Here is a 15980-nt window from a genome sequence, read left to right as displayed (position 1 = left end):
GCCGCTCCTCACCTCCCCGTCAGGTCGAGCCCCGCGCGCACGATGGAGTCCTCGTCGATGCCGTGGATGCGGTAGGCCTCGCTCACGCCCGAGGCCTGCCCGAACTGGGTGACGCCCAGGTTCCGCGTCCGGTCCCCGCGCACACCGGCGAGGAAGGCCAGCGTGTGCGGGTGCCCGTCCATGACCGTGACGAGGGGCGCGGGGTGCGCCGCCGGGAACAGCTGATCGACGATCGCGCTGCGCCGTGACTCCCCCACCTGTGAGCGGTCCTGCAGCGAGCGGAACAGCCGGGCCGGGCTCGTCACGCACACCACTCCGGCGCGCACGCCCAGCGACTCCAGCCGCTCGGCGGCGGCCAGCACCTCGGTCATGATCGCGCCCGCGCCCACGAGGGTGACGGCGTCCTGCTCCGCCGGGTGCACGCTGAGCCGGTAGCCGCCCGCGAGCACCTGCTCGCGCCGGCGCTCCCGCAGCACGGGGTCGCTCGGCACCCGGGCGAGCGCCTGGTCCACGGGACGGGTGGTGAGCCGGAAGTACGCGGCCTCCCCGCCCTCGGCCTCGGGCAGCCCCAGCCTTCGCATCGCGTCGAGCATCGCCCATTCGAGATCCTGCGCGAACGCGGGCTCCCAGCTCGTGAGCCCCGGGATCTCCAGCGTGACGGAGGGGGTGTTGAACGACTGGTGGGCGCCGCCCTCCGGTGCCAGAGTCACGCCGGAGGGCGTGCCGATCACGATCGAGCGGCCGCCGGCGTAGAGGCTGAACGTCCACGGCTCCAGCGCGCGGTTGATGAAGGGGTCGTAGAGCGCGGCGATGGGCAGCAGCGTCCGACCCCAGCGCGAGCCCGTGGAGCCGAGCTCACCGGCGAGCGAGACGAGGTTGACCTCGGCGATGCCGAGCTCGATGTGCTGCCCCTTCTCCGTCTCCCGCCAGCGCATGACCCTCTCACGGTCGTCCGCGAACCAGTCCGCGCGCCCGGCGATCGACCACACGCCGGTCTTGTTGATCCAGCCGCCCAGGTTCGTCGAGGTCGCGACGTCCGGGCTCACGGTCACGACGTGAGCGGCGACCTCGGGCTGCGCCCGGTGCAGATCGGAGAGGAACCGGCCGAGCGCGGCCTGCGTCGAGGTGGTGGCCTTGGGCGAGTAGCCCAGCTCGTCAGGGATCCGCGGGCCGGGCTCCTGCGGGATCGGCTCGCGGCGCAGCCGGGTCGCGGCCTCGGCGAGCGCCCGGCCCGCAGGCGTCTCCGGACCGAACCGCTGCCACGGATCGGCGGTGTCCATGCCCGAGGCACGCGCCAGATCCTCCATCTGCTCGCCCGTCAGCTGCGCGGCGTGGTTGCCGGGGTGGCCCTCGGTCGCGAGTCCGCGGCCCTTGATGGTGTAGGCGAAGACGACGGTGGGACGGGTGTCGTCGATCTGCCCGAAGGCATCCACGAGACGGGAGAGGTCGTGGCCGCCGAGATCGCGGACGAGCTCTGCGAGCTCCACGTTCGTGTACGGCTGCAGGAGGGCCGCGAGGGCCTCGCGTTCGGCGCCGCCCGTGCCTGCGAGCAGGCGCTCGCGCACCTCGTCCGGGTGGGAGCGCAGCAGTCGCTGGTACTCCTCGTTGGGCATCTCGCGCATGCGGCGCTCGAAGACCTCGCCGCCGTGCGCGGCGAACAGGGCGGAGAGCCGCGTGCCCCAGGTCAGGGTGAGGACCTGCCAGTCGGCGGCGGCGAACATGCCCTGGAGGCGCTGGATCTGCACGTCCGGGATGACCCGGTCGAGCGACTGCCGGTTGAGGTCCACGATCCACACGACCTCGCCGAGGCCGCGAACCTCGGGGTCGATGATCGCCTCCCATACCGCGCCCTCGTCGAGCTCCGCATCGCCCAGCAGCGAGTAGAAGCGGCCGGCGGGCGGTGTGGTCTCCGGGAAGCGGTCGGAGAGGTAGCGGTGCGAGAGCGCGGCCCACACCGGCGCCGTCGCCCCGATCCCCACGGAACCGGTGGAGAAGTCCACGGTGTCCGGGTCCTTGGTCCGGGAGGGGTAGGGCTGGAGCCCGCCCTTGGCGCGCAGGCGGGTGAGGTGCTCCTCGCCCAGATCGCCGAGGAGGTAGTTGAGGGCGTGCAGCACGGGCGAGGCGTGGGGCTTGACGGAGACGCGGTCCTCGGCGCGCAGCTGGGTGAGCCACAGCGCCGTCATGATGCCGGCCATCGAGGCCGAGGACGCCTGGTGGCCGCCCACCTTCACGCCGTCGGGGTTCTCCCTGCCCCGGTTGGCGGCGTCGATGATCGAGGTGGCCAGCCACAGCACGCGCTGGGCGATCTCATCGAGCACCTCGGCGTCCGCCGAGGCCCGCAGGGGGCGGTCGTTGGCGGTCGGCGGGTCGAGCTGCGTGCTCGTCTCGAACTGGACGTGCTCCTCGTGGATCTCGTGCTCCTCGCGGTTCTCGTGCTCGCGCGCATCCTCGAACTGCGTCATGCGGGTGTCTCCCTCTCGCTCTGCCTGCCGCCGGTGGTCGTGCTGCGGGGCGCCGGACCGGCCGGCACCCCGTCCTGCGCAGTCCGCCGGTGCCGCCCAGCGACTCCGGCCTGCGCAGTTCTCGCGCCTGCTCAGTCCTCGAAGATCGCGCTGTAGGCGTTGAGCGCGAGCTGCCCGCCCAGGTGCGCGTAGAGGACGGTGTTCTCGCTCGTGAGCTCGCCGGAGCGGATGAGGCCGAAGAGGCCGGCCATGGACTTGCCCTCGTAGACGGGGTCGAGGATGACGCCCTCCTGCTCACCCGTGGTGCGGATCGCCTCGATGGTGGACTCGTCCGGGATGCCGTAGGCCGGCCCCTCCCAGCCTGCACGGATGATGACCTCCTCGGGGCGGATCTCGCGACCCAGCCCGATCTTCTCCGCGGTCGTGTTGGCGATCCGCGTGACCTGGTCGACGGTCTTGTCCAGCGTCGCGGAGGCGTCGATGCCGATGACGCGGCGCTTGCGGCCGCCTGCGTCCTCGATCTCCGCGAAGCCGGCGATCATGCCCGCCTGCGTGGAGCCCGTGACGACGCAGACGACGATGGTGTCGAAGAAGACGCCCATCTCCTCCTCCTGGGCCACGACCTCGTGCGCCCAGTTGGCGAAGCCCACGCCGCCCAGCGGGTGCTCGGAGGCACCGGCGGGGATCGGATAGGGCTTGCCGCCTGCGGCCTCGACCTCTTCCAGCGCCTGCTTCCAGGAATCGCGGATGCCGATGTCGAAGCCGCTCGCGTCGAGGCGGACGTCCGCGCCCATGATGCGGGAGAGCTCGATGTTGCCGACCTTGTCGTTGACCGGGTCGTCCCAGTCGACCCAGCGCTCCTGCACGAGGCGGGCTTTGAGTCCCAGGTGCGCGGCGACCGCGGCGACCTGGCGGGTGTGGTTGGACTGGTAGCCGCCGATGGAGACGAGGGTGTCCGCTCCGGACTCCAGGATGTCCGGGACGATGTACTCGAGCTTGCGGGTCTTGTTGCCGCCGAAGGCCAGGCCGGAATTCACATCCTCGCGCTTGGCGAAGATGCGCGGGCCGTCCTCGCCGCCCACGTGCGCGGCCAGCCGCGGCAGTTCGTGGATGGGGCTGGGTCCGAAGGTGAGCGGGTGACGGGGGAGGTCGGCGGTCGCCATGTGCGGGGCCTCTCATGAGTGAGCGGGAAGCACCGTGACATGGACTTCCCGATGGGCAGCGATATGCAGTATATTGCGTGGTGCAGATCATAGAATCACACATGGTCCGCCCGTATGTCCAGGCCGTCCCGCTCCACGGCTTCGAAACGGCCTGCGCTACCGCACGCCAGGGCATCTGCCGAAGCCGCACCTGCCCGCCTACGCCTCGGAGGCTTGCCGCATGCCCGTTCCCGCCGGCCACGCGCCCACTGCACGCACCCTGCTGCGGGACAACGTGTACGCCGCGATCCGGGATGCGATCGTGCGGGGACAGCTGATGCCGGGCGAGCAGCTGCGCGACGGCGAACTGGGCGAATGGCTGGGGGTCTCCCGGACGCCGGTGCGCGAGGCACTGCTCCGGCTCGCCGAGGCCGGCCTCGTCCGGGCGCGCCCCGGCAAGGTGACCCTGGTTGCGCCGGAGGATCCGATCGCACTGGCGCACGCGCGCACGATCGCGGCCGAGCTGCACGCCCTGGCGGCACGACTTGCGGCGCAGGCGCTGGCGGTCAAGGCACAGGCGATGGCGGTACTGCCGGCCGCCGGCGAGGCAGGCCGGGCTCGGCCATCCAGTGAGGTCGGCCTCGAGGGTCTCCGTGAGGCGAACGCGCGGCTGCGCGCTTCTTCCGGGGAGCCCGAAGCTGCGATCCGCGCGGATGCGGAGTTCCACGACGTCGTGGTCGAGCTCTCCGGCAATCCGCTCATCGGCACGCAGCTGGAGCTGCTGGTGCCCATGCTCATGCGGGCGGAGTATCTGCACTTCGACGCCGCGACGGTCGAAGCCTCGGCCGCACAGCACGAGGCGATCATCGAGGCGCTGGAGGCCTGCGACGCAGACCGCGCGGCAGAGCTCACCCGCCGCAACTGGCTGAGCTTGAGCTGAGCTGGGCGCGGGTCCGCTCTCTCACTGTCAGGGAGTTTTCGACGGCGTGGGCACCCTGCGCCCCGCCGGGAGCGTCAGAACCTCCCATGTCGTTCGTCAGCAGACCTCCCGCACTTCACTCTTACGGAATTGAGACCTACCTCATATTCTTTCAAGTGTTCGTTCAGTTTTCGTGGACCGCTCACCGTCGAGCATCTGCGTGCGTGGGCGACCAACCGCTCAGCCTCCCTGTCACGAAGGATCCCGCATGCGCACCCTCAGGACATCCGCCCTTCTCCGCACCGCCGGCGTCATCGCAGCATCCGGCCTGTTCCTCACCGGCTGCTCCGACGCTGCGACAGACAGCGCCGAGGCCGCTGCGGCGAACGCCCAGGAGACGGCCGACACGGATGCAGCAGGCTCCGGAGAGCCCCTCGACATCATGCTCACCAACGACGACGGCTGGGACGCCCCGGGCATCACCGCCGCCTATGAGGCTCTCACCGGCGCCGGCCACTCCGTCACCCTTGTGGCACCGGCAGAGAACCAGAGCGGCAAGGGCGGGGCTGTGGACATCTCCGGCACCCTCGAGGTCACCCAGCCCACGGACGATCCGCAGATCCATTCCGTAGGCGGGACTCCCGCCACGGCGGCCTCTTTCGGGCTCAAGGAGGTCATGGAGGAAGCCCCCGATCTCGTGGTCTCCGGAATCAACGCAGGCGCCAACGCCGGGACCGACATCCGCTCCTCCGGCACGTTCGGCGCCGCTTCGATCGCCTCCGGCTCCTACGGGGTCCCCGCGATCGCCACGAGCCTCGACGCCTCCTCCGAGGACCAGGCCGACTACGAGGCCGCCGCGCAGCTCCTCCTCGACATCATCGACCAGGCGGCCGGCTCGCTCGAGGCCGGGTACGTCCTCAACATGAACTACCCGGATCCCGCCGAGGCCCCGGAGGACCCCCAAGTCGTCTATGCGGAGACCGCACAGGGTTCGGGCTACGTCACCACCTACGAGCGCCAGGATGGAGACACCTACGAGGTGAGCCTGGGCTATGCGGAAGACGCACCGGAGAGCGGCGACCTCGCCGAGCTGAGCAGGGGCAATGTCACGCTCTCCCTCATCACGACCACGCCCTCCCTTCCCGCGGGAGAGGCCGGGAACGTCACAGCTCTCGTCGACGCCCTCAACTGAGGCAGTCCGCCCATTCACGGTCGGGGAGTTTTCGACGGTGCCGGCACCCTGCACCCTGCCCGGACCGTCAGAACCTCCCGTCTCATTCATCGACCCGCGCAGGCCCTTCCTCACACGAACGCCGGCGCGCCGGAACGGCAGCCGTCGCTCCCCGTTCCGCGCCCTCGATGCATATAGGATCACGTGCAGGAGCACCTCTGGGCGCTGTGTGCGCTCCGGGTCCCGATGTGCGACCGGACTGTGACGGCGGGGTCGGCGCTGACAGCGGAAAGCAGGCGATCCTCATGATCCTCGCCCACGACCTGACCGGAGACGGTCCCCTCCTCGTCCTCATCCACGGGATCACGGAGAACCGGAGCAGCTGGGACCCCATCGACCTCACGACGGCCTTCACCGTGCTGCGCGTGGACGCACGCGGCCATGGAGATTCACCGGCCGGCGACGCCTACGATCCCGCGACGCTGGCGGCGGACGTCCACGACACGGTCGAAGCGCTGCGCCCCGGCGCCCGGCCGCTGGTGGTGGGGCATTCGATGGGCGGGCTCATCGCCACCGCCTATGGCGCGCGGTTCCCCGCCTCCGGCATCGTCAACGTCGATCAGCCCCTGGCGTTGCGAGGGCTTCAGGAGCACGTCCGCACTGCGGAGAAAGCTCTGCGCGGCGACGGTTTCCGCGAGTTCATCCTCGGACTGTTCGCGCAGATGTATGGGGATCTGGACCCTGCGCAGACCGCCCGGCTCGATGCGCTGCGCGCACGGATCCCGCAGGCAGTACACGAGGTGTGGGAGCCTCCCACGCACTACCCGCATCTGCAGAATCCGCAGAAGTTCGCAGCACGGATACGGGGGTTCGCCGCCTCGACGCCGGTTCAGACCTTCTGAATCTGACACAGAGCGCCCGCATGGCAGTTCGGTGTCAGATTGCGATCCCCCTCATCTGACACGAAGCAGCGCACTGCACCCTTCCCCGGCAGGACACGTGGAGCCGTTCCGGCCGAAACGTCCGAATCCGCGACCCCGCGATACGACGGTCCGGCGTCTCCGGAAGCTGCCGGACGACACCATGCCTCATCGCGCATTGGCAGAAAAACCAGGGCCCCTGGTTTTTCTGCCAGCGCGCGGACCACCCATGTCCCACCTCGCCCAGCACCCGCTGCCCGAGCGCGCCGAGCCGGCCAGCTCCGAGCCGATCACCGCGCAGCCGCGCCAGCTCAGCGAGCCGCGGCCTCCGCCGCCCACACGGGGCCGGTCGGGTACAGGTGCTCATCAATGCTCGTCTGGTGCATCTGCGCACCTGAGCCGGGCAGCTGCGGCGGCCAGTAGCGGCCCTCGCGCACGTCCACGGGCTCCGCGAAGTGCTCGTGCAGATGATCGACGAACTCGATGACGCGCCCCTCCATCTCCCCGGAGACCGCGACGAAGTCGAACATCGACAGGTGCTGGACGATCTCGCACAGCCCCACTCCCCCGGCGTGCGGGCACACCGGCACGCCCTTGTGAGCCGCGAGCAGCAGGATCGCGATGTTCTCGTTCACCCCGGCCACGCGGCAGGCGTCGAGCTGGAGGACGCGCAGCGCATCCGCGTCCAGCATCTGCTTGAAGACGATGCGGTTCTGGCAGTGCTCTCCCGTCGCCACGGGCACGGGGTCGATGCCGCGCTGGATCTTCGCATGGCCCAGCACATCGTCCGGGCTTGTCGGTTCCTCGACCCAGCACAGATCGAACTGCGCGAGCTCACCGATCCAGTCGATCGCCTCGGCGACGTCCCAGCGCTGATTCGCGTCGACGGCGATGGGAAAGCCCTCACCGCACACCTCCCGGGCGATCCGGAGACGGCGGAGGTCGTCGGCGCGGTCAGCGCCGACCTTGAGCTTGATCTGCCCGAACCCCTCCGCGATCGCCTCACGGCACAACCGGGCGAGCTTCTCGTCGCTGTACCCCAGCCAGCCGGGCGTGGTCGTGTAGGCGCCGTAGCCCTCGGCCTTCAGCCGGGCCACACGCTCCTCCCGCCCCTCCGCGGACCGCCGCAGGATCGCCAGCGCATCCTCCCGCGTCATGACGTCGCTGAGATAGCGCAGATCCGTGAGGTCGAGGATCTCCTCCGGGCTCATGCGCGAGAGCAGCTCCCACAGCGGAAGCCCCGCGCGCTTGGCCTTGAGATCCCAGAACGCGTTGACCACCGCACCGATGGCCATGTGCATGACGCCCTTCTCCGGCCCCAGCCAGCGCAGCTGCGAATCGTGGACGAGCTCGCGCCAGAAGGCTCCCATGTCATCGAGGATCGCCTCGGCATCGCACCCGCGGAGGCGTCCGGCAAGGGCCTCGATCGCAGCAGACTCGATGTCGTTGCCCCGCCCGATCGTGAAGACGAAGCCGTGCCCCTCGTGCCCGTCGCCGGCATCCGTGCGAACCACCAGATAGGCGGCCGAATAGTCGGGATCCGGGTTCATCGCATCGGAGCCGTCGAGTTCGCGCGAGGTGGGGAAGCGCACGTCGAAGACGGCGATATCGGTGATGATGCTCAATTCTCTGTCTCTCTGGGAGGTGTGGCTCTCTGGAAGGTGCGGATGGGCTCTCCGGGAGGAGCGGACGGGAGGGCAGCGCCGCCGGACCGCGGCCGGCTCATTCGGACCGCGGCCGGCTCATTCCGGGCGGAGTTGCGGGCTCACTCCGAGCGGAGGCGGAGCCCCTGCATGCCCCCGTCCACGGCGAGCGCCGTGCCGGAGATCGCCGAGGCCGCGGGCGAGGCCAGATAGGCGATCGCCGAGGCGACCTCGTCCGCGGAGACGAGCCTGCCGGAGGGCTGACGAGCGCTGAGCTGCGCGCGCTCATGCGCCGGATCCTCGGCCGCGTCGAGCAGCCGGCCCACCCACGGGGTGTCTGCCGTGCCCGGGTTCACGCAGTTGACCCGGATGCCCTCGCGGAGGTGGTCGGCAGCCATCGCGAGCGTCATCGACTGGACGGCGCCCTTCGAGGCGGAGTAGAGGACACGGTCCGGCAGACCCGCGGTCGCGGCGATCGAGCAGGTGTTGACAACGGCCGCGCTCTCGGACCGCCGCAGGTGCGGCAGCGCCGCACGGGTGACGCGGGCGATGCCCACGACGTTGACGTTCAGGACGCGGTGCCACTCCTCATCGGAGTTGTCGGCCACCGTGCCCTGTGCGCCGATCCCGGCGTTGTTCACGAGGATGTCGATGCGGCCGAACCTCTCCGCAACCGCCTCGATGCCGGCACGGACCGAGGCGTCGTCGCCGATGTCCACCTGCTGAGCGAAGTGCCTGGTGACGGAGCCGACGTCGAGGTCCAGGACGGCGACCTCGGCCCCGCGACGGGCCAGCAGGGCCGCCGTGGCCTCGCCGATCCCCGAGGCCCCGCCGGTGACGACGGCGACCAGGCCGGAGAGCTCGCCAGTCGGTTCAGATGCAGATGCAGATGCCAAAGCTGTACTCCTTGGAGACTGGGGTGGGAAGAGACGGACCCGGGCCTGGACGACTCGGATCTGGAGGGCTCAGGCCTGGACGAACTCCTGACGCTGCCGGCCGAGCCCCTCGATCTCGATCTCGACGACATCGCCGGCCCGGAGATACGGGAAGCGGCCGGAGAGCGCGACGCCCTCGGGGGTGCCGGTGAGGACGATGTCTCCGGGCTCCAGCTGCATGTACTGGCTGAGGTCCAGGACAATGTCCTCGACGGAGAAGATCATGTCCGCCGTGTTCGAGTCCTGGCGGGGCTCGCCGTTGACCCAGCTGCGCAGATTCGCATTGTGGGGATCGAACTCGTCGGCCGTCACGAAGTACGGACCCAGCGGGGAGAAGCCCGGAGCGACCTTGCCCTTGGACCACTGGCCTCCGGAGTGCTCGATCTGGAAGGTGCGCTCCGAGAGGTCGTTGGCGACGACGTAGCCCGCGATCGCCTCGGCGGCCTCCTCCCGGCTGGAGAGGTAGGAGGCGGGTCTGCCGATGACGAGGCCCAGCTCCACCTCCCAGTCCGTCTTCTCCGAGCCCCGCGGGATGAATGCGGTGTCATCGGGGCCGGCGACCGTATTGGGGTGCTTGAAGAAGATGATGGGCCGCTCGGGCGGCTCCGAACCCGATTCCGCCGCGTGCGCCGCATAGTTCTGACCGATGCAGATGAGCGCCTGCGGGCGGCCCAGCGGCGAGCCGAGGCGCGCGCCGGTCTCCGGGGCGAACTCCGGCAGCTCACCGGCGAGGGCCTTCTCGCGCAGCGTCTCGAGCCCGCCCGCAGCGAAGAACGCCGGTCCGAACTCGCCGGTCACCGACGAGGCGTCGTAGTCCCTGCCGTCGACCGTGACGACCGGCGTCTCGTCTCCCTGCGGTCCCGATGTCCAGAGCTTCATGCTGTCTCCTCCTCACAGTCGGCGGGACGCATCCGCCGCACGACCGCATACGGACGCAGCGCAGACGCATCCCCACTTATAGGAATTCACTATTCCATATATTGACGGGGAATGACAGGGCGTCTCATCTGCTGTGAGAGTGCTGCGACACAGCATCAGCACGCAGTCGCGGCCGCGCGGTGCCGCCGACCCAGGTGCCGCCGACCCAGGCTCACCGGCTGAGGCTCACCTGCTCAGCTCCGCCCGGCGGACAGGTTCATCGCGTCCCGGTCGAATCGAGGCACGTCCGGTCGAATCCGCGCACGTAGGAGACGAATGCGCGTGCCAGCGGTTCCATCGCCTCCGCGACAGCCTCCTGCGCCGGGACCACCTCGGCCACAACATCCTCGAGGCTCCGCCCGCCCGGGTACGACGCATCGCCGCCGAGCGTCCCCCACACCCGCAGCTGCTCGCCCGTGGACTCTGGATGGAACTGGGTGCCCCAGGCCTCGCCGCACCGGAACGCCTGCACCGGGGCCGCAGTGCCCTCGACCAGGTGCACGGCACCGTCCGGCAGCGTCATCTCGATGCCGTGCCAGAGGATGACGGGGAACTTCGCGGGGAGGTGGGAGAAGAGCGGATCCGTGCGGGCCTCGGGCCTCGTCACCGCAGAGCCCACCCCGATCTGCGGCACCTCCCTCTCGCGCACCCGCGCGCCGGCGGCCAGGCACAGCTGCTCCCCGCCCAGGCACACCGCGAGGGCGGGGAAGGCACCCGCCGCCGAGGCCGCGAGCAGCTCGCGGGTTCCCGGCATCCAGGGGTGGTCCTCGTCATCCGCGGGCCCCATGGAGCCGCCCAGCACCACCAGCCCGTCGAACTCCTCGGGACCGGGCAGGCGCCCCGGCACCGAGGCCGCAGTGCCGGCGCCCTGCATCTGCGGGGAGTGGTCCGGCTCCGAACCGCCTGCAGCACCTGCACCTCCCTGCTGCCCTACGCACCTCTCCGGCCCCTTGGGGAGATATGGGCGAAACACCGTGAGCTGCGCCCCGGCGGACTCGAGCCACTCCCCCAGCCTGCGCGCGTCCGTGCCCGCCTCGTGCTCGATGACGGCGAGGCGGACTGCCGCACCCCTCCGGCACTCGGACACGCCAGATCCGGGCTCGGCAGAACCCTGCGCGGACTCGGCTCCGGCCTCTGTGCTCACACCACTCACTCCGGGGTCACATAGGCTGCGCTGATGCCGCCGTCCACCGTGAACGCGGTCGCGTTGACGAAGGAGGCGTCGTCACTGGCGAGGAACGCCACGGCCGCCGCGATCTCCTCCGGCTCCGCGAACCGCCCGCCCGGCACGTGGACCAGCCGACGCTGCGCCTGCACCGGATCGGAGGCGAACAGCTCCTGCAGCAGCGGGGTGTTCACCGGCCCGGGGCACAGTGCGTTCACGCGGATGCCGTCCTTGGCGAACTGCACGCCCAGCTCCCGGCTCATGGAGAGCACCCCGCCCTTCGACGCGGAGTAGGAGATCTGCGAGGTCGCCGCGCCCATGAGCGCCACGAAGGAGGCGGTGTTGATGATGGAGCCGGACCGCTGCTCCACCATGTGCTCGAGCGCGTACTTGCTGCACAGGTAGACGGAGGTGAGGTTGACGGTCTGGACGCGCTGCCAGGCCTCGAGTCCGGTGTCCAGGATCGAGGCGTCGTCGGTGGGGTTGATGCCGGCGTTGTTGAACGCCACGTCCACGCTGCCGTAGGCGTCCTTCGCCTGCTGGAAGAGGTTCTTGACCTCTGCCTCGTCGGCCACGTTCACGCGGACGAAGAGGCCGTCCAGCTCCTGCGCGGCGGCCGGCCCGCGCACCTCGTCGAGGTCGCCCACGACGACGTTCGCGCCTTCCGCCGCGAGCCTGCGTCCGGTGGCCAGCCCGATCCCGGACGCACCTCCCGTGATCACGCAGGTCTTCCCGGCGAACCGACCGGGGACGAGCGACTTGTTCTCTGTCATCTGCTGCTTTCCTTCGCTTCTGGTGGGGGTGCCGCCGAGGCCGGTGCCGACGGTCGTGTGGGGCAGGCGCGCTCGCCAGGAGGATGATGCCCTCCCCGCTGCGCGGCGCCGATCAGTCGTCGGTCGCGAAGAACACGTTCTTCGTCTCGGTGAATGAGTCGAGCGCATCCGGGCCGAGCTCACGGCCCAGCCCGGACTGCTTGTATCCGCCGAACGGCGTCCAGTACCGCACGGAGGAGTGCGAGTTCACGGACAGGTTCCCGGCTTCCACAGCACGGGCCACCCGCATGGCGCGGCTCAGGTTCTCCGTGTAGATCGAACCGGAGAGGCCGTACTCCGTGCTGTTGGCGATCTTCACGGCTTCGGCCTCCGTATCGAACCGCACCACGGACAGCACCGGGCCGAAGATCTCCTCGGAGAAGTCCCGGGCGGTGAGGTCACCGGGGGTGATGACCGTGGGCGGGAACCAGAAGCCCGGCCCCTCGGGCGCGCTCCCGGAGAAGGCGACCTCGCCGGAATCCGCGTAGGCGGCCACGGAGTCACGATGCGCCGCGGAGATGAGCGGCCCCATGTCCGCGGCCGGGTCGGCGGGGTCCGCGACGACGAAGGACTTCACTGCGGTCTCCAGCCGCGCCATGAAGTCGTCGTACACGCTCGACTGGACCAGCAGCCGCGACCGCGAACAGCAGTCCTGGCCCGCGTTGTCGAACACCCCGCCCGGCGCCTCGGCGGCGGCCTTCTCCAGGTCCGCGTCCGCGAACACGATGTTCGCGTTCTTCCCGCCCAGCTCCAGCGTGACGTTCTTGATCTGCTCCGCGCAGCCGCGCATGATCCCCCGGCCCACCTCGGTGGAGCCTGTGAAGACCACCTTGCGCACGAGCGGATGGGTGACGAACCGCTCGCCCACCACGGATCCCTTCCCCGGGATCACCGTGAGCACACCCTCGGGCAGACCCGCCTCGAGCGCGAGCTCCCCGATCCGGATCGCAGTGAGCGGGGTGAGCTCCGCCGGTTTGAGCACCACCGTGTTGCCGGCGGCGAGCGCGGGAGCGAACCCCCAGCCGGCGATCGGCATGGGAAAGTTCCAGGGCACGATGACGCCCACCACGCCCAGCGGCTCCTTGAAGGTGATGTCCACGCCGCCGGGCACGGGGATCTGCTTCCCGAAGCTGCGTTCCGGAGCGGCCGCGTAGTACTCGACGACATCGCGCACGTTGCCGGCCTCCCACGTGGCGTTGCCGATCGTGTGCCCGGCGTTGGCGACCTCCAGCTGCGCGAGCTCGTCCACGTGCGCGTCGATGACGGCGGCGAACCGGCGCAGCAGCCGGGCCCTGTCGCCCGGCGCCACCCTCCGCCACGCCTCGAACGCGGTCTGCGCGCGTGCGATCGCCGAGTCGACCTCGGGCAGTGCGGTCCGCTCGATCCGGGCGATGGCCTCGCCGGTGGCCGGATTGAGGACTGTGCTGACGCTCACGTGGCGCCCCCTTCCTGTCTGCTGTGGGTCTGCGGGTTCGGTGCGGTGCGTGCCGGCTGCGGTGCGGTGCGCGCCGGCCGGCCCGGCGGTTCCGCCCAACTCGACACCGCCGGAACCGTCTGCGGACCCGGTGGCCGTGCCGCTCGTGCGCGCTGCTCAGCGTAGACGCGGGCGGCGTCCACGGCCGCCGTGACGACGCGCACATCCTGGACGTTGTGCTCGGGATGCCACTGGACGGCCAGCAGCCAGGGCTCGGCGGAGTCGCTTCCCCCGGCCTCACCTGCAGCAGGCTCACCAGCAGCAGACTCGCTTGTACCAGACTCGCCTGCCGAAGGTGAGGCGGTCTCCAGCGCCTCCACAGTGCCGTCCTCGGCCCGGGCCGTGACGACGAGCCCCGCCCCCACCTCGGCGACGGACTGGTGGTGGTAGCACGGTGCGCTCACCTGCTCCCCCACCGCACGCGCCAGCCGGGAGCCGGGCTCCACCCGGGCCGTGACCTCGCCGTAGACGCCGGGTTCGGGCTGACAGTCGGAGTGGCCCACCACCTCCGGGACGTGCTGGTGGAGCGTGCCGCCGAGGGCCGCGTTGATGACCTGCAGGCCGCGGCAGATGCCGAGCACCGGCATGCCGCGCTCGCGCGCAGCGGCCAGGAGGGTGAACTCGTGGTCGTCGCGCCAGGGCTGCGCCTGCGTGCGCTCGTGGGGAACGGCGCCGTAGCGCTCGGGCCCCACGTCCGCACCACCCGTGAGAACCAGCCCGTCGAGGCCGTCCAGCACGGAGGCGTCCGTGCCGTGGGGCGGGAGGAGCACCGGCACGCCGCCGGCCGCCACCACCATGTGGACGTATTCGGCGGGCAGGATCACGGCCTCCGTGTCCCACACACCCCATGCCCCCTGCTGCATGTAGGTGGTGAGTCCCATGAGAGGGCGGCGGGCGGTGGTGCCGCTTGCGACCGGGATGGCAGCGGCGGCTGCGCCCGGTCCCGCCTCAGAGCCGCTCGAAGCCACGTCGGCGCTCCCAATCGGTCACAGTGGATTCGTAGTCGGCGAGCTCCACGTCCGCGGCGTTCACATAGTGGCGGACCACCTCGTCCCCGAAGGCCGCGCGCGCAGCCTCCGAGGCGGCGAGCCTCTCCCGGGCCGCGCGCAGGGTGGTCGGCAGCCGCGGGGCGTCACCGGCATAGGCGCTGCCCTCCGTGACCGGCGGGAGCTCCAGCTCGTTCTCCATGCCGTGGATGCCCGCTGCGATGATGGCCGCCGTCGCCAGATAGGGGTTGAGGTCCGCGCCGCCCACCCGCGTCTCCACGCGCAGGGAGGGACCCTCGCCCACCACCCGCAGCGCGCAGGTGCGGTTGTCGAATCCCCAGGCCAGGGCGGTGGGGGCGAACGAACCCTCCACGAACCTCTTGTAGGAGTTGATGTTGGGGGCGAAGAAGTAGGTGAAGTCCTCCAGGCACGCAAGCTGACCGGCGATGAAGCGCTCCATGATCGGGGAGAACCCGTGCTCGCCGTCGCCGGGGAGCACGGCACCGCCCTCCGCGCCGCGCAGGCTCAGGTGCACGTGGCAGGAGCTGCCCTCGCGCTGGTTGTACTTCGCCATGAAGGTGATCGACTTGCCGTGCTGGGCCGCGATCTCCTTGGCGCCGTTCTTGTAGATCGAATGGTTGTCGCAGGTGGTGAGGACGTCCGCGTACCGGAACGTGATCTCGTGCTGGCCCAGGTTGCATTCGCCCTTGGCGCCCTCGACGTACATGCCCGCACCGGCCATGGAGTTGCGGATGTCCCGCAGCAGCGGCTCCACGCGCGCCGTGCCCAGCAGCGAGTAGTCCACGTTGTAGAGGTTGGAGGGCCGCACCTCGCGGTAGTCGGAGCGCTGCGCGTCCTCATAGCTGGTGTCGAACGCGATGAATTCCAGCTCCGTGCCGGCGAACGCCTCCAGTCCCAGCTCCCGCAGCCGCTCCACCTGCCGGGCCAGGATCTGCCGGGGCGAGGCCGGCACCGGACTTCCGTCCGGCCACAGCAGGTCGCAGGTGACGAGCACGGACCCCGGCTGCCACGGCAGGCGGCGCAGCGTGGACAGGTCCGGCGAGAAGACGAGGTCACCGTAGCCGGTCTCCCACGAGGACATGTCGTAGCCGTCGACGGTGTTCATGTCGACGTCCACGGCCAGCAGGTAGTTGCAGCCCTCCGTCCCGTGCTCCATGAGCTCGTCGAGGAAGAAGCGCGCGCTCTGCCGTTTGCCCTGCAGGCGCCCTTGGATGTCCGTCGCCGCCATGACGACGGTGTCCACCTCGCCGCTGTCCACCAGGGCGCGCAGACCTTCGACGGTGAGCGCGGGAGCCTGGTTGACCCCCGTCGCCACCCGCTGCGTGCTGGTGGGCGAGAGGGGGACGCCGGGAGCGGCCGGAGCGAGGACAGCGGCGGTAGCGGAGTGGGTGCGGGTCATGAGCGCGATTCCT

13 protein-coding genes are annotated in these 15980 nt (G+C 70.4%); 3 read left to right on the top strand and 10 right to left on the bottom strand.

What is annotated here, in order from left to right; all coding sequences use genetic code 11:
- Positions 1 to 8: 8 nt before the first annotated feature.
- A complete protein-coding gene (locus K318_RS20665) occupies positions 9 to 2462 on the bottom strand; it encodes a transketolase-like TK C-terminal-containing protein (protein WP_084499932.1) in 2454 nt (817 codons plus the stop codon).
- A gap of 131 nt (positions 2463 to 2593) precedes the next feature.
- A complete protein-coding gene (locus tag K318_RS0109420; RefSeq protein WP_029089315.1) occupies positions 2594 to 3625 on the bottom strand; it encodes a 1-aminocyclopropane-1-carboxylate deaminase in 1032 nt (343 codons plus the stop codon).
- A gap of 220 nt (positions 3626 to 3845) precedes the next feature.
- On the opposite strand from K318_RS0109420, the gene K318_RS0109415 reads away from it, so the two are divergent.
- The 3 genes from K318_RS0109415 to K318_RS23680 all read left to right on the top strand — a co-directional run bounded on the left by K318_RS0109415 (position 3846) and on the right by K318_RS23680 (position 6596).
- Positions 3846 to 4544, top strand: coding sequence for a GntR family transcriptional regulator (locus K318_RS0109415; RefSeq protein ID WP_029089314.1), 699 nt, complete (start codon positions 3846 to 3848; stop codon positions 4542 to 4544).
- Between the two features lie 247 nt (positions 4545 to 4791).
- The gene (gene surE / locus K318_RS23685; protein ID WP_051297778.1) at positions 4792 to 5715 is read left to right on the top strand and encodes a 5'/3'-nucleotidase SurE; all 924 of its coding nucleotides are present in this window, start codon (positions 4792 to 4794) and stop codon (positions 5713 to 5715) included.
- Positions 5716 to 5999: 284 nt separating this feature from the next.
- Positions 6000 to 6596 carry an alpha/beta fold hydrolase gene (locus tag K318_RS23680; protein WP_051297777.1) on the top strand — a complete coding sequence of 199 codons (597 nt, stop codon included), beginning with the start codon at positions 6000 to 6002 and terminating at the stop codon, positions 6594 to 6596.
- A 329-nt stretch (positions 6597 to 6925) separates the two neighbouring features.
- Here K318_RS23680 and K318_RS0109400 read toward each other — a convergent pair whose 3' ends face one another.
- The 8 genes from K318_RS0109400 to K318_RS0109365 form a co-directional block, all read right to left on the bottom strand.
- Positions 6926 to 8239 (bottom strand): enolase C-terminal domain-like protein, encoded by a 1314-nt coding sequence (locus tag K318_RS0109400; protein WP_029089313.1) that lies wholly within the window; start codon positions 8237 to 8239, stop codon positions 6926 to 6928.
- A 140-nt stretch (positions 8240 to 8379) separates the two neighbouring features.
- Positions 8380 to 9153: an SDR family NAD(P)-dependent oxidoreductase gene (locus tag K318_RS0109395; protein ID WP_051297776.1), complete on the bottom strand. Its 774-nt coding sequence runs from the start codon at positions 9151 to 9153 to the stop codon at positions 8380 to 8382.
- Positions 9154 to 9222: 69 nt separating this feature from the next.
- A complete protein-coding gene (locus K318_RS0109390) occupies positions 9223 to 10071 on the bottom strand; it encodes a fumarylacetoacetate hydrolase family protein (RefSeq protein ID WP_029089311.1) in 849 nt (282 codons plus the stop codon).
- Between the two features lie 256 nt (positions 10072 to 10327).
- A complete protein-coding gene (locus K318_RS20650) occupies positions 10328 to 11254 on the bottom strand; it encodes a type 1 glutamine amidotransferase (protein ID WP_156913887.1) in 927 nt (308 codons plus the stop codon).
- Positions 11255 to 11259: 5 nt separating this feature from the next.
- Entirely contained in the window at positions 11260 to 12048 is a 789-nt protein-coding gene (locus K318_RS0109380; protein WP_029089310.1) for a 3-oxoacyl-ACP reductase, read from the bottom strand.
- 112 nt (positions 12049 to 12160) lie between these two features.
- Positions 12161 to 13522 (bottom strand): aldehyde dehydrogenase family protein, encoded by a 1362-nt coding sequence (locus K318_RS0109375; protein ID WP_029089309.1) that lies wholly within the window; start codon positions 13520 to 13522, stop codon positions 12161 to 12163.
- On the bottom strand, positions 13519 to 14529 hold the full coding sequence (locus tag K318_RS20645; RefSeq protein ID WP_245579836.1) for a gamma-glutamyl-gamma-aminobutyrate hydrolase family protein: 1011 nt from the start codon (positions 14527 to 14529) through the stop codon (positions 13519 to 13521). Before K318_RS20645 ends, K318_RS0109375 begins: the two co-directional genes overlap by 4 nt.
- The gene (locus tag K318_RS0109365) at positions 14510 to 15967 is read right to left on the bottom strand and encodes a glutamine synthetase family protein (protein ID WP_084499929.1); all 1458 of its coding nucleotides are present in this window, start codon (positions 15965 to 15967) and stop codon (positions 14510 to 14512) included. The genes K318_RS20645 and K318_RS0109365 overlap by 20 nt, the downstream gene beginning before the upstream one ends.
- Positions 15968 to 15980 lie beyond the last annotated feature (13 nt).

It is taken from the genome of Brevibacterium album DSM 18261 (assembly GCF_000426445.1).
Lineage (GTDB): Bacteria > Actinomycetota > Actinomycetes > Actinomycetales > Brevibacteriaceae > Brevibacterium > Brevibacterium album.
The sequence above is the reverse complement of the archived record's forward strand: the minus strand, read 5'-3'. Positions and strand labels throughout refer to the sequence as shown.